At 69.0% G+C, this 14,247-nt stretch carries 13 protein-coding genes; 10 read left to right on the top strand and 3 right to left on the bottom strand.

Annotated elements, in window-relative coordinates; translation table 11 throughout:
- The first annotated feature begins 1 nt into the window (after position 1).
- Complete coding sequence (locus tag AQJ84_RS29095) at positions 2-1,507, top strand: outer membrane protein assembly factor BamB family protein (protein ID WP_030041125.1); 1,506 nt, start codon at positions 2-4, stop codon at positions 1,505-1,507.
- A gap of 78 nt (positions 1,508-1,585) precedes the next feature.
- On the opposite strand, the gene AQJ84_RS29090 is transcribed toward AQJ84_RS29095, so the two are convergent.
- Positions 1,586-1,882: a DUF397 domain-containing protein gene (locus AQJ84_RS29090; RefSeq protein ID WP_030041126.1), complete on the bottom strand. Its 297-nt coding sequence runs from the start codon at positions 1,880-1,882 to the stop codon at positions 1,586-1,588.
- A 149-nt stretch (positions 1,883-2,031) separates the two neighbouring features.
- Here AQJ84_RS29090 and AQJ84_RS29085 point away from each other — a divergent pair, with 149 nt between their 5' ends.
- The 6 genes from AQJ84_RS29085 to AQJ84_RS29060 all read left to right on the top strand — a co-directional run bounded on the left by AQJ84_RS29085 (position 2,032) and on the right by AQJ84_RS29060 (position 9,198).
- Positions 2,032-3,510, top strand: coding sequence for an outer membrane protein assembly factor BamB family protein (locus AQJ84_RS29085; RefSeq protein WP_051869997.1), 1,479 nt, complete (start codon positions 2,032-2,034; stop codon positions 3,508-3,510).
- A gap of 192 nt (positions 3,511-3,702) precedes the next feature.
- A complete protein-coding gene (gene rpsO / locus AQJ84_RS29080; RefSeq protein WP_030041128.1) occupies positions 3,703-3,990 on the top strand; it encodes a 30S ribosomal protein S15 in 288 nt (95 codons plus the stop codon).
- A 338-nt stretch (positions 3,991-4,328) separates the two neighbouring features.
- Positions 4,329-6,563: a polyribonucleotide nucleotidyltransferase gene (locus AQJ84_RS29075; protein WP_030041129.1), complete on the top strand. Its 2,235-nt coding sequence runs from the start codon at positions 4,329-4,331 to the stop codon at positions 6,561-6,563.
- The gene (locus AQJ84_RS29070) at positions 6,560-7,939 is read left to right on the top strand and encodes a M16 family metallopeptidase (RefSeq protein ID WP_030041130.1); all 1,380 of its coding nucleotides are present in this window, start codon (positions 6,560-6,562) and stop codon (positions 7,937-7,939) included. Before AQJ84_RS29075 ends, AQJ84_RS29070 begins: the two co-directional genes overlap by 4 nt.
- 40 nt (positions 7,940-7,979) lie before the next feature.
- Positions 7,980-8,732 carry a 4-hydroxy-tetrahydrodipicolinate reductase gene (gene dapB / locus AQJ84_RS29065; protein ID WP_030041131.1) on the top strand — a complete coding sequence of 251 codons (753 nt, stop codon included), beginning with the start codon at positions 7,980-7,982 and terminating at the stop codon, positions 8,730-8,732.
- Positions 8,733-8,745: 13 nt separating this feature from the next.
- Complete coding sequence (locus tag AQJ84_RS29060; protein WP_030041132.1) at positions 8,746-9,198, top strand: tetratricopeptide repeat protein; 453 nt, start codon at positions 8,746-8,748, stop codon at positions 9,196-9,198.
- A gap of 88 nt (positions 9,199-9,286) precedes the next feature.
- Here AQJ84_RS29060 and AQJ84_RS29055 read toward each other — a convergent pair whose 3' ends face one another.
- Entirely contained in the window at positions 9,287-9,841 is a 555-nt protein-coding gene (locus AQJ84_RS29055; protein ID WP_030041133.1) for a PH domain-containing protein, read from the bottom strand.
- Positions 9,842-9,944: 103 nt separating this feature from the next.
- Positions 9,945-10,181 (bottom strand): hypothetical protein, encoded by a 237-nt coding sequence (locus tag AQJ84_RS29050; RefSeq protein ID WP_030041134.1) that lies wholly within the window; start codon positions 10,179-10,181, stop codon positions 9,945-9,947.
- A gap of 201 nt (positions 10,182-10,382) precedes the next feature.
- Between AQJ84_RS29050 and thyX the strand changes: the two genes are divergently transcribed.
- From thyX to AQJ84_RS29035, 3 genes are all read left to right on the top strand, one after another.
- On the top strand, positions 10,383-11,123 hold the full coding sequence (gene thyX, locus AQJ84_RS29045; RefSeq protein WP_030041135.1) for an FAD-dependent thymidylate synthase: 741 nt from the start codon (positions 10,383-10,385) through the stop codon (positions 11,121-11,123).
- 211 nt (positions 11,124-11,334) lie between these two features.
- Positions 11,335-12,234, top strand: coding sequence for a 4-hydroxy-tetrahydrodipicolinate synthase (gene dapA / locus AQJ84_RS29040; protein ID WP_030041136.1), 900 nt, complete (start codon positions 11,335-11,337; stop codon positions 12,232-12,234).
- A 151-nt stretch (positions 12,235-12,385) separates the two neighbouring features.
- The gene (locus AQJ84_RS29035; RefSeq protein WP_030041137.1) at positions 12,386-14,071 is read left to right on the top strand and encodes a ribonuclease J; all 1,686 of its coding nucleotides are present in this window, start codon (positions 12,386-12,388) and stop codon (positions 14,069-14,071) included.
- Positions 14,072-14,247: the final 176 nt, after the last annotated feature.

Genomic DNA, 14,247 nt, shown 5'->3' with positions numbered 1-14,247 from the left:
CGTGAGCTTCGGGCCACCCCCCTCCGTGTACACCCAGTCCGCCGTGACGGCGAACAACCGGCTCAGGAAGCGTCGTAGGACTCTGCTTTGCACGGTGGCCGCCGTCCTGGTCGTCGTGCTGGCCGGGGCCGGCTGGCTGCTGTGGGATCCCGATGCCGCGAAGCCGGGCACGACGGCCGCCGCGGCGCAGAGTCGCCTCGACGTCAGGGAAACCGTCGAGAGACAGCCCGAGAGCACCACCGGCGCCATGGCGTTCCGCTTCTCCGAAGACGAGATGGGTCCCGCTGAGCACCACGCGATGCCGGGCATGTGGGCCACGGACGAGATCCTCGCCAAGGGCATCAACCAATCCCTCATCGGGTTCAGGATCGGAACGGACGCCAGGCTCGGCGACGAGCTGTGGAAGCTCCGCCTCTCCGGAGCGATCTGCGGCTACACGCTCCACACGACCGTCGAGAACCGTACGGCCGTGCTGTTCAAGTCGAGCGATGACGAGGACGCCCTCTGCGACCGTGTCGCCTTCGTCGACCTCGACCACGGTCGGAAGCTCTGGGAGCACGCGTTCACACCCGGCCGCTGGGACACGCCGAGCGTGACACTGACGAAGGCCACGGTCGCGGTGACGTGGGGTGGCGGCTCCGACGCCTACGACATGGACCGGGGCCGGCGGCTGTGGCGTACCGAGGCCACCGGCAGCTGCAAGGACTTCGGCGCCGCCGGCGGCCGTGCCCTGCTCGTGCTGGTCTCATGCTTCGACAAGGAGAAGTCCGCCACCTCCTGGGAGTCGACCACCTACAAGGTGCGCAAGGTGGAGCCGCGTACCGGCCGGACCCTGTGGACGTACTCCGTCGCGGCGGGAGTCCGGGAGGTCACGGTGCCGTCCACCGACCCGGTCGTCCTCGCGGTCGCGGCCGGAGACACCGGTTTCACCGAGTTGCTCTCCCTGGACGATCAGGGCGAGAACCGGGCCACGATCCGGCTGGAGAGCGGGCTGTACGTCGGAGAGTGCAACGAGGAGCTCGACTTCCGAGTCATCGACGACTGCCCGACGATCCCGGTCGGCGGCGGTCAGGTCTTCCTCCGAAGCAAGGACCAGAGCGACGCCCGCAACCCCTACAACTGGATCGTCGGTTTCGACCTGAAGACCGGGAAGACCGTCAAGAAGTTCGACTCGGGGCCCGGTCAGCTTCTGCGCCCGGTGCAGACGAGCGGCGGCCGACTCCTCGCGCTGCGCGAGAGCAGCGACGGCATCTCACCGATGGCGCTGGTCAGTCTCAACCCGGAGACAGGCAAGGAGACCCCGTACTTCTACTTCAGCATGCCGCTGGAGGCCGTGACGCTCACGGTCACGGACTCGAACAACATCCTCGTCGACCACGGACGGCTGTTCTTCGGTGCCAAGGAGGCGGTCGGCCCTGAGAAGAAGACCTGGACCTGGCTGGTCCTGGGCATCGGGAGCGCGGCGCAGAAGACCTCATCGACCGCACAGGAGCAGCAGAAGCAGTAGGGGCGGAGCAGAAGCAGGAGGGACGGAGGCGACGGACGGGAAACCGGCCGGGTGCCGGCTCCCCGCCACCACGCGGCATCACTCCGCGGCAGGCTCCCCGTCGTGCGGCCCCGCCTCCAGATCGAACTCCCCGTCCCGAGCCCCCAGCACGAACGCCCGCCACTCCGCCTCCGTGTACCGCAGCACGGTGTCGGGGTCGAGCGACGACCGCATGGCCACGGCTCCCTCGGGGAGGTGGGCGATCTCGACCCGCTCCTCGTGCTCCTCGGTTCCAGGCGCGCTGTGCCACTCGACGCCGGAGATGTCGAGGGCGTACAGCTCGTCCCTCTCCCGCTCCTTGCGTGCCTTGAGTTCCGCGTCCTTGGTGTCGGCCATGGCGATCTCTGGTCCTTCCCTCTGCAACGAGCTGTCCAGCCAGCCTACTTGCAGCCGTTCCCCCTGGTCAGGCGATTGCTCATGAGTGACCGTCACGAAGGGCGACAGCTCCCTCACACCTCTGCACCCTCGGCAGAAAGGCTCCGTCCGTGAGCTTCGGCCCACCGCCGTCCCCCTACACCGAGTCCGCCCGGGCGGCCGAGAGTCGCAGGAAGCGCCGCGGACTGCTCGCCCTCGCAGCCACGGCGACCGCGCTCGCGGTGCTGCTGGCGGGGATATGGGCCCTGTCGTACGACGGCACCGGTTCCCCCTCCGGCCGGAGCCCGGCCGCGGCGGGTCGATCTCCGGACGACGTCCGGGAGACGATCGAGCGGAGGCCGCCGACCCCGGAAGGGGTGATCGCGGTGCAGCGCCGCGCAGCGGGCATCGAAGCCGGCCGGAACATCGAGGCGACGGGCACCTGGGCGACCGGCAGGACCTTCGCCAAGACCCTGGGCAACAGCGTCACGGGGTACAGGATCTCGACCAACCGCCAGGCGTGGAAGCTGACCTTCCCCGGCGGCGTCTGCGCGGCGACCCCGCACGTCACCGTGGACGGCCGGACCGCCGTGGCCTTCTCGAGCGAGCCGACCAGGACCGATCCGAGCGGTGGGACCATGAGCGGCCCGTGCGACCGGATCGCGATGTTCGACATCGACACGGGCAAGCGGCTGTGGCACGTCGAGTTGCCGGAGGAGCGACTCGTGCCCGCCAGGGTCACCATGACGCGCGGAAAGGTCGTCGCGGCCTGGGAGGACGGCTCGGCGGCGTACGCCATGGCCGACGGGAAGAGGCTCTGGTCGCACACGGCCGGGTCGGCCTGCGGGGACAGCGGCTACAGCGGGGGCCGGGCACTCGTGCGCGTCGTCAAGTGCGGGAACAGGGACAACAGGCGTTTTCGGGTGGAGGGGACGAATCCCGAGACCGGAAAGCCCCTGTGGACCTACGCGGTCGCGCCAGGTGTCCAGGACGTTCGTCTGGTCTCCTCGTCCCCCGTCGTCATAGCCGTCGCGGCCGGCGACCTCGTGATCACCGACCTGATCTCCCTCAGCGACCGGGGCGAGTTCCGCGCCACCGTCCCGGTGCCCGTCCAGACCTACGTCACCAAGTGCGGCGACGGCATTGACGTCACCGGCCCGATCGAGACCTGTGACGCGGTGGTGGTCGACGAGCGTCAGCTGTACGTCGCCACGCAGGCGCGGGGCACCGGCACCGCGAGCGCCCATGGACAGGTGGCCAACGAGATCGTCGCCTTCGACCTGGGCACCGGCAAGAGCGTCCGGAAGTTCGACGCCAGGGCCGGCCGCCCCATGTACCCCGTCCGGATGAGCGGCGGCCGGCTCATCGCCGTCCGGGAGTCGTCCTCCGCGTACACGCCCAGCGCGGCCGTGAGCATCGACCCCCGGTCGGGGAAGGAGACCCTGCTTCTGCTCTTCGGCACGGTCGACATGCTGCCCTTCGAGTATCTGGACGTCCGCTACGAGCACGGCCGCGTCTTCTTCGCCGCCAGGGGCATCGCCGGGCCGGTGAGCGAGGACGGCGAAGGGGACGGACCGTGGCTTGCCGACGGGTTCGAGAGCGGCGACTGAAGCCCGGGACGACCCCGGTCCGAGGCATCGCCCCAGGCTGGTAGTCTGTGCGGTGGCCGTTTGTGTACGCGCCCCCGGAGCCCAGCGCCCTGGAGGCCGCGCCCAGCGGATCCCCGCCTCCCGAGTAACGGAAGCTCCCCCGAGATGTGGACCGGGGGCACTCGGTGGCCTTACAGACTACGAGGAGTACGCGTGTCGCTCGACGCCGCCACGAAGAAGCAGATCATCAGTGAGTTCGGTACCAAGGAGGGCGACACCGGCTCCCCCGAGGTCCAGGTCGCGATGCTCTCGCGCCGTATCTCGGACCTGACCGAGCACCTCAAGACCCACAAGCACGACCACCACTCCCGCCGTGGTCTGCTGATCCTGGTCGGTCAGCGCCGTCGCCTGCTGCAGTACCTCGCCAAGAAGGACATCCAGCGCTTCCGTGCGCTGGTCGACCGCCTCGGCATCCGCCGCGGTGCGGCGGGCGCCAAGTAAGACGCCGTGAGGGGAGCGGTTCCCGTGATCATCGGGACCGCTCCCTTTGCTGTACGTACCGAAACGTGCGGAGTGTCACTGACGCTTTGTACTGTGGTAGCACAACGCAATACGCACGACGCAGAGTGATGACGCGTACTCGCAGAGGGTAGGGCGTCATGACGACAAGGAACGAGGAGAAGCGCGCCTCGCCGCCGCCGGTCCTCGGTAGTGGCCCCCGGGGTAAGAGAGACCCGGGTGCTTCGATCGAAGACCGGCCCGCACCAGACGGAGCGCTTCTCCGCAACCGTCCCCCTGCCACACGGGCAGTGAGGGACGAAGACGAGGAGAAAACACTAGTGGAGAACGAGACCCACTACGCCGAGGCCGTCATCGACAACGGCTCCTTCGGTACCCGCACCATCCGCTTCGAGACGGGCCGCCTGGCCAAGCAGGCCGCCGGCTCCGCCGTGGCGTACCTGGACGACGACACCATGGTGCTGTCGGCCACGACCGCCTCCAAGAACCCCAAGGACCAGCTCGACTTCTTCCCCCTGACGGTGGACGTCGAGGAGCGGATGTACGCCGCCGGCAAGATCCCCGGCAGCTTCTTCCGCCGTGAGGGCCGTCCCTCCGAGGACGCCATCCTCACCTGCCGCCTCATCGACCGTCCGCTGCGCCCGTCCTTCAAGAAGGGCCTGCGCAACGAGATCCAGGTCGTCGCCACGATCATGGCGCTCAACCCCGACCACCTGTACGACGTCGTGGCGATCAACGCCGCGTCCGCGTCCACGCAGCTGGCCGGTCTGCCCTTCTCCGGCCCGATCGGCGGCGTCCGCGTCGCGCTGATCAACGGCCAGTGGGTCGCCTTCCCGACGCACACCGAGCTCGAGGACGCCGTCTTCGACATGGTCGTCGCCGGCCGTGTCCTGGACGACGGCGACGTCGCGATCATGATGGTCGAGGCCGAGGCCACCGAGAAGACCATCCAGCTGGTCAAGGGCGGCGCCGAGGCGCCGACCGAGGAGGTCGTCGCCTCCGGTCTGGACGCCGCGAAGCCCTTCATCAAGGTGCTCTGCAAGGCCCAGGCCGACCTCGCCTCCAAGGCCGCCAAGCCGACCGGCGACTTCCCTGTCTTCCTCGACTACAAGGACGACGTCCTTGAGGCGCTCTCCTCCGCCGTCCGCCCGGAGCTCACCTCCGCGCTGACCATCGCGGGCAAGCAGGAGCGCGAGGCCGAGCTGGACCGCGTGAAGGCGCTCGCCGCCGAGAAGCTCCTGCCGGAGTTCGAGGGCCGCGAGAAGGAGATCTCCGCCGCGTACCGCTCGCTGACCAAGGCCCTGGTCCGTGAGCGCGTCATCAAGGAGAAGACGCGCATCGACGGCCGTGGGCTGACGGACATCCGTACGCTCGCCGCCGAGGTCGAGGCCATCCCGCGCGTGCACGGTTCCGCGCTGTTCGAGCGTGGCGAGACCCAGATCCTGGGTGTCACCACCCTGAACATGCTCCGGATGGAGCAGCAGCTGGACACCCTCTCCCCGGTGACCCGCAAGCGCTACATGCACAACTACAACTTCCCGCCGTACTCCGTCGGCGAGACCGGCCGCGTCGGCTCCCCCAAGCGCCGCGAGATCGGCCACGGCGCCCTCGCCGAGCGCGCCATCGTGCCGGTCCTGCCGACGCGCGAGGAGTTCCCCTACGCGATCCGTCAGGTGTCCGAGGCCCTCGGCTCCAACGGCTCGACGTCCATGGGCTCGGTCTGCGCCTCGACCATGTCGCTGCTGAACGCCGGTGTGCCCCTGAAGGCCCCGGTCGCCGGTATCGCCATGGGCCTGATCTCCCAGGAGATCAACGGCGAGACGCACTACGTCGCCCTCACCGACATCCTCGGTGCGGAGGACGCCTTCGGCGACATGGACTTCAAGGTCGCCGGCACCAAGGAGTTCGTGACCGCCCTCCAGCTCGACACCAAGCTGGACGGCATCCCGGCCTCCGTCCTGGCCGCGGCCCTCAAGCAGGCCCGTGACGCCCGCCTCCACATCCTCGACGTGATGATGGAAGCGATCGACACGCCGGACGAGATGTCCCCGAACGCCCCGCGGATCATCACCGTCAAGATCCCCGTGGACAAGATCGGCGAGGTCATCGGCCCGAAGGGCAAGATGATCAACCAGATCCAGGAGGACACCGGCGCCGACATCACGATCGAGGACGACGGCACCATCTACATCGGTGCCGCCCAGGGCTCGCAGGCCGAGGCCGCGCGCGCCACGATCAACTCGATCGCCAACCCGACCATGCCGGAGGTCGGCGAGCGCTACCTGGGCACCGTCGTGAAGACGACGACCTTCGGTGCGTTCGTGTCGCTGCTCCCGGGCAAGGACGGTCTGCTGCACATCTCGCAGATCCGCAAGCTCGCCGGCGGCAAGCGCGTGGAGAACGTCGAGGACGTCGTGGCCGTGGGCTCCAAGGTCCAGGTCGAGATCGCCGAGATCGACTCGCGCGGCAAGCTCTCCCTGATCCCCGTGATCGAGGGCGAGGGCGACGACGAGAAGGACGCCGGCTCCGACAGCAGCGGTGCGGGCGACCAGTGACATCGAACAACTCCACGGCGACGGCCCGCACCTCCTCGGAGGCGCGGGCCGTCGCCCGTACCCAAACCCTGATCAAGGGCACCAACGGCATCGGCACGGTCCGCAAGACCACCCTCCCCGGCGGTCTGCGCGTCGTCACGGAGACCCTGCCCTCGGTCCGCTCGGCGACCTTCGGCATCTGGGCCCACGTCGGCTCCCGCGACGAGACGCCCGCCCTGAACGGCGCCACGCACTACCTGGAGCACCTGCTCTTCAAGGGCACCGCACGGCGTAGCGCGCTGGACATCTCGTCGGCCATCGACGCCGTCGGCGGCGAGATGAACGCCTTCACGGCGAAGGAGTACACGTGCTACTACGCGCGTGTGCTCGACACCGACCTGCCGCTGGCCATCGACGTCGTCTGCGACATGCTGACCGGCTCGCTGATCGTCGAGGACGACGTCAACGTCGAGCGGGGCGCGATCCTTGAGGAGATCGCCATGACCGAGGACGACCCGGGCGACTGCGTGCACGACCTCTTCGCGCACACCATGTTCGGCGACAACCCCCTTGGCCGCCCGGTCCTCGGCACCGTCGACACCGTCAACGCCCTCACCGCCGACCGCATCCGCCGCTTCTACAAGAAGCACTACGACCCGACCCACCTCGTGGTCGCGTGCGCCGGCAACGTCGACCACAACAAGGTCGTACGACAGGTCCGCGCCGCCTTCGAGAAGGCGGGCGCCCTCAAGAACCTGGACGCGACCCCCATCGCGCCCCGCGACGGCCGCCGTGCCCTGCGCACCGCCGGCCGTGTCGAGCTGATCGGCCGCAAGACCGAGCAGGCCCACGTCGTCCTCGGCATGCCGGGCCTGCCCCGGACCGACGAACGCCGCTGGGCGCTGGGCGTCCTCAACACGGCTCTCGGCGGCGGCATGTCGTCCCGCCTGTTCCAGGAGGTGCGGGAGAAGCGCGGCCTGGCCTACAGCGTGTACTCGTACACCTCGGGCTTCGCCGACTGCGGCCTGTTCGGCGTGTACGCGGGCTGCCGCCCGAGCCAGGTGCACGACGTCCTGAAGATCTGCCGCGACGAACTCGACCACGTGGCCGAACACGGCCTCACGGACGACGAGATCGGCCGCGCCATCGGGCAGCTCCAGGGCTCCACGGTCCTGGGCCTTGAGGACACGGGCGCCCTGATGAACCGCATCGGCAAGAGCGAGCTGTGCTGGGGCGAGCAGATGTCGGTCGACGACATGCTGGCCCGGATCGCCACGGTCACCCCGGACGACGTGCGCTCCGTCGCCCGCGAGATCCTGGGCCGGCGGCCCTCGCTGTCGGTCATCGGCCCGCTGAAGGACAAGCAGGCGTCCCGTCTCCACGAGGCCGTCGCCTAACCCACTCCGAGATTCCGGACTCCGGTAAGGAAGCAAGAAGATGAGCAAGCTGCGCGTGGCGGTCCTCGGTGCCCAGGGCCGCATCGGCTCCGAGGCGGTGCGGGCCGTCGAGGCCGCCGAGGACATGGAGCTGGTGGCCGCCCTCGGCCGCGGCGACAAGCTGGAGACGCTGGCCGAGGCCGGCGCCCAGGTCGCCGTCGAACTGACCACGCCGGCCTCGGTGATGGACAACCTCGACTACTGCGTACGGCACGGAATCCACGCCGTCGTCGGTACGACGGGCTGGACCGACGAGCGTCTCGCCCAGCTGAAGGGGTGGCTGGCCCAGTCCCCGGAGACCGGCGTCCTCATCGCGCCGAACTTCTCCATCGGGGCCGTCCTGACGATGAGGTTCGCGCAGATCGCCGCGCCCTACTTCGAGTCCGTCGAGGTCGTCGAACTGCACCACCCGAACAAGGTGGACGCCCCGTCGGGCACCGCCACGCGCACCGCCCAGCTCATCGCCGAGGCCCGCCGCGCGGCCGGCTCCGCCCCGGCACCGGACGCCACGGCCACCGCCCTGGACGGCGCGCGGGGCGCCGACGTGGACGGCGTCCCCGTGCACGCCATCCGCCTGCGCGGCCTGCTCGCCCACCAGGAGGTCCTGCTCGGCGGCGAGGGCGAGACCCTGACCGTCCGCCACGACTCGCTGCACCACAGCAGCTTCATGCCGGGCATCCTGCTGGGAGCCCGCCGCGTGGTGACCACTCCGGGCCTCACCTTCGGCCTGGAACACTTCCTGGACCTGAACTGAGCCCCTGACTGCCATGCGCGCGAAGCTCACCTACGCCATCACGGCCGCCGTCCTGGTCATCTACTTCGTCCTGGTCGGCAGCCGCGGCGTCATGCTCATACAGACCGGCACACTCCTCACCGTCACCTTCGGGGTGGCGGTACTGATCCTGCCGGTCATCGGTCTGTGGTTCCTGTGGAAGAACACCCAGTTCGTCCGCAGGGCCAACCAGCTCGCCGCCGAACTCGACGCCCAGGGCGGCCTGCCCGTCGACGAGTTGAAGCGCACCCCCGGCGGCCGCATCGACCGTGACTCCGCCGACGAGGTCTTCGCCAAGCGCAAGGCGGAGACGGAAGCCGCGCCCGACGACTGGCGCAGCTGGTTCCGCCTGGCCATCGCCTACCACGACGCCCGCGACACCCCGCGCGCCCGCAAGGCCATGCAACGGGCGATCGCCCTGCACGACGGCAAGCCGGTCCAGGCCTGAACCCACCCCCTGCGGTACGCGAAAGGGGCCGGCCCGCAACTCCTGCGGACCGGCCCCTTTCGCGTCGCTGTCGGACATCGGCCCCGACTCAGGGGCGCTGGTACTCCTCGGCCCACGCCTCGATCGCGTCCGACGCCCTGTCGAAGGCGTCGGCCCGCGCGAGGAAGTCCGCGTTGTGCGTGGTCAGCAGGGCCGGCGCGTCGTCCGCGGCCCTGTCATGCCGTACGAGAAGCAGCGCCTGCCCCTGAACGGTGCGCGGCAGTCCGAGCCAGCGCACCGGCTGCTGAACCGTCCGCACGGCCGTGATCTGCGCCCAGGGCGTTGTCCGCGTGAGCAGGAAACCCACACGCCGCAACCCGTACGCGCTCACCCACACCCCCACGCGCAGGAGCCGTAGGGCACCGGCGATGACGAGCAGTGCGATGCCGAGCACCACACCCGCCTGGGACACCGAGTCGGTCAGCGCGATGATGACGGCCGCGAACAGCACGTACGAGGCGAGCAGCAGCAGGATCGCGGCCGCGCCCACGCGCCACGGGCCGGGCCGGTAGGGGCGCCGCCAGCGGTCGCGGTCGTCGAACGGCAGCGCGACGTCGTCCGCCGCCTCGAATGCGCGGTCGGCCGTAAGGAAGGGCAGGGGCACGGCTGGGTCCTCACTCAATCCATGCATGGGCTGTGCCCGGTGAGGTTATCGACCTGTGTCCCTGCTCACCACCCTAGGGGGTCCGGATGGAGTCAGTACGCAGTCAGCGCCCCTGGGACGCCTGGGACTGCTGCGACTGCGCCGACTGGTCCGGACTGAGCGCCGGCATCCCGATGACCAGGGAGCCCGCGAGTGCCGAGATGATGGTCAGCCCCAGCAGCCAGCGTCCGGCTATCTGACCGACGGACGCCCGCTCACGAGGCGGGGGAGTGACATTGCTGCGGAACTTGTCGGCTTCGGCGAGGAAGGCGAACGGTACGGGTTCGCGCCGACGGAACATCGGGGGTACTTCTCCCTTCCGGGATCGAACGGGTGACTCTCACTGACACAGACGAGCGGGTGCCCCGAAAGGTGCCAGGATTCGCCGAATTCGCAGATGTTCACCGAAGTTGTCGCGTCCCGGCACCGAAAGCACCGATGTCGGTGCCGGGCCGTAGAGTGGACGCCGCCCGAGAGAAGTGATGGAAGGACCCTCCGAGTCGTGACCGACACCCCCGCCGACGACCTCAAGCCCAGCTTCCGCAGCGACGTCACCGTCGAACTCGTCAAGCACACCGCGTCCGACGCCGACGTGCTCTTCGCCGCCCGCGTCTCGACCGTCGGCGAGCAGTCCCTGGACGAGCTGGGCAAGGACCCGGAGCGCTCCAAGGGCCTGATCAACTACCTCATGCGGGACCGGCACGGCAGCCCCTTCGAGCACAACTCGATGACGTTCTTCATCAGCGCCCCGATCTTCGTATTCCGCGAGTTCATGCGGCACCGCGTGGGCTGGTCGTATAACGAGGAGAGCGGCCGCTACCGCGAGCTCCAGCCGGTCTTCTACGTCCCCGGCGCCGACCGCAGGCTGGTCCAGGAGGGACGTCCGGGCAAGTACGTCTTCGTCGAGGGCACCCGGGAACAGCAGGAGCTGGTCACCCGCACGATGGAGGACTCCTACCGCCAGGCCTACGAGGCCTACCAGGAGATGCTCGCCGCCGGCGTCGCCCGCGAGGTGGCCCGCGCGGTCCTCCCCGTCGGCCTGTTCTCCTCGATGTACGCCACCTGCAACGCCCGTTCGCTCATGCACTTCCTCGGCCTGCGCACCCAGCACGAACTGGCGAAGGTCCCGTCCTTCCCGCAGCGGGAGATCGAGATGGTCGGCGAGAAGATGGAGGCCGAGTGGGCCAGGCTCATGCCACTCACCTACGCGGCCTTCAATACGAACGGCCGTGTGGCCCCGTAACGCACCCTCGTTCTCCCGTAGGGCACAGATGTACGGGTCAGCTGCACGAAGTGTCCGTATTGCGGCATTTAGAGAAGTTCATCTAGCCTGATCAAACGGACCCGGCACTGCTTGAACCCCCGAGCAGGCAGTGCCGGGCTCCTTCTTTGTCATGACTTTTCCCGGCCCCCTAAGGCAGACCACGCCTGGAGCAGCGAGTAGCGTGTTACCCATGGCTCCGACCTCCACTCCGCAGACCCCCTTCGGGCGGGTCCTCACCGCCATGGTCACGCCCTTCACGGCGGACGGCGCACTCGACCTCGACGGCGCTCAGCGGCTCGCCACCCACCTGGTGGACGCAGGCAACGACGGCCTGATCATCAACGGGACCACCGGCGAGTCCCCGACCACCAGCAACGCGGAGAAAGCGGATCTCGTACGGGCCGTCCTGGAGGCGGTCGGAGACCGTGCCCACGTCGTCGCCGGCGTCGGCACCAACGACACCCACCACAGCATCGAGCTCGCCCGCACGGCCGAGAAGGTCGGCGCGCACGGCCTCCTGGTCGTCACTCCGTACTACAACAAGCCGCCGCAGGAAGGCCTCTACCGGCACTTCACGGCCATCGCGGACGCCACCGAACTGCCGGTCATGCTGTACGACATCCCCGGCCGCAGCGGCGTCCCGATCAACAGCGAGACACTCGTCCGCCTGGCCGAGCACCCGCGGATCGTCGCCAACAAGGACGCCAAGGGCGACCTCGGCCGCGCCAGCTGGGCCATCGCCCGCTCCGGCCTCGCCTGGTACTCCGGCGACGACATGCTCAACCTGCCGCTGCTCTCCGTGGGCGCGGTCGGTTTCGTCTCGGTCGTCGGCCACGTGGTCACGCCCGACCTGCGGGCTCTGGTGGAGGCCTTCGTCTCCGGTGACGTCCAGAAGGCGACCGAGATCCACCAGAAGCTGCTCCCGGTCTACACCGGCATGTTCCGCACCCAGGGCGTGATGACCACCAAGGCCGCGCTCGCCCTCCAGGGACTACCCGCCGGGCCCCTGCGCGCCCCCATGGTCGAGCTCGCGCCCGAGGAGATCGCCCAGCTCAAGATCGATCTTGCCGCCGGCGGGGTACAGCTCTAGCACCAGACTTCGCGCGTGTCGCGCGGCCAGACTTCACAACTGAATAAGCAGGCCACCGGTGCCTGCGCCCACAACGACAACTGCTTCTGCACGAACGTCACGCGCGCCACGTGCCCACCGGTACGTGGCGCGCGTGTTTGAGGAGAGTCTTTTGAGCCATCCGCATCCTGAACTCGGCCCGCCCCCGTCGCTTCCCGAGGGCGGCCTGCGCGTCACCCCGCTCGGCGGTCTCGGCGAAATCGGCCGGAACATGACCGTCTTCGAGTACGGCGGCCGCCTGCTGATCGTCGACTGCGGCGTGCTCTTCCCCGAGGAGGAGCAGCCGGGCATCGACCTGATCCTGCCGGACTTCTCGTCCATCCGGGACCGCCTCGACGACATCGAGGGCATCGTCCTCACGCACGGCCACGAGGACCACATCGGCGGTGTCCCCTTCCTCCTCCGCGAGAAGCCGGACATCCCGCTGATCGGCTCCAAGCTGACCCTCGCCCTGATCGAGGCGAAGCTGCAGGAGCACCGCATCCGCCCGTACACCCTGGAGGTGGCGGAGGGACACCGCGAGCGCGTCGGTCCCTTCGACTGCGAGTTTGTCGCGGTCAACCACTCCATTCCGGACGCCCTGGCCGTTGCCATCCGCACGCCGGCCGGCATGGTGGTCCACACGGGTGACTTCAAGATGGACCAGCTCCCGCTGGACGGCCGTCTCACGGATCTACACGCGTTCGCCCGTCTGAGTGAGGAAGGCATCGACCTTCTCCTCTCCGACTCGACGAACGCCGAGGTTCCCGGCTTCGTCCCGCCCGAGCGCGACATCTCCAACGTCCTGCGCCAGGTCTTCGCCGGCGCCGGCAAGCGCATCATCGTGGCGAGTTTCGCCAGCCATGTGCACCGCATCCAGCAGATCCTGGACGCGGCCCACGAGTACGGCCGCCGGGTCGCCTTCGTCGGCCGCTCGATGGTCCGCAACATGGGCATCGCACGTGACCTAGGCTATCTGAAGGTTCCGCCGGGCCTGGTCGTGGACGTCAAGACGCTCGACGACCTCCCCGACCACGAGGTGGTCCTGGTCTGCACCGGCTCGCAGGGCGAACCCATGGCGGCCCTGTCCCGCATGGCCAACCGCGACCACCAGATCCGCATCGTCCCCGGCGACACCGTCATCCTGGCGTCGTCGCTGATCCCCGGGAACGAGAACGCGGTCTACCGCGTCATCAACGGCCTGACCCGCTGGGGCGCCAACGTCGTCCACAAGGGCAACGCCAAGGTGCACGTCTCCGGCCACGCCAGCGCGGGCGAGCTCCTGTACTTCTACAACATCTGCCGTCCGAAGAACCTGATGCCGGTACACGGCGAATGGCGCCACCTGCGCGCCAACGCCGAGCTGGGCGCCCTGACCGGCGTCCCGCACGACCGCATCGTCATCGCCGAGGACGGCGTGGTCGTGGACCTCGTCGAGGGCAAGGCGAAGATCTCCGGCAAGGTCCAGGCCGGCTACGTGTACGTCGACGGCCTCTCGGTCGGTGACGTGGGCGAGCCCGCACTGAAGGACCGCAAGATCCTCGGGGACGAGGGCATCATCTCGGTCTTCGTGGTCGTGGACTCGTCCACCGGCAAGATCACGGGCGGGCCGCACATCCAGGCCCGCGGCTCCGGTATCGAGGACTCGGCCTTCGGCGACGTCGTCCCGCGGATCACGGAGGTCCTGGAACGGTCGGCCCAGGACGGCGTCGTGGAACCGCACCAACTGCAGCAGCTCATCCGCCGGACCCTGGGCAAGTGGGTCTCGGACAACTACCGACGGAGGCCGATGATCCTCCCTGTGGTGGTGGAGGTCTGACGGTCCGTCGGACCCTGGCACGCCTGAACCGGGAGCGGGGCGCCTCGATTTGCATCGAGGCGCCCCGCTCCAGTACGTTTACGGCTCCGCCCAGACGGGAACCCGGCCGCTTCGTGCACCGGAACCAGTCCCCGGAGGGGGCGGGAATTCCGACTCAGAACCTCTGATAAAGTCGG

Source organism: Streptomyces resistomycificus, from assembly GCF_001514265.1.
In the GTDB taxonomy this organism is placed as follows: domain Bacteria; phylum Actinomycetota; class Actinomycetes; order Streptomycetales; family Streptomycetaceae; genus Streptomyces; species Streptomyces resistomycificus.
The sequence above is the reverse complement of the archived record's forward strand: the minus strand, read 5'-3'. Positions and strand labels throughout refer to the sequence as shown.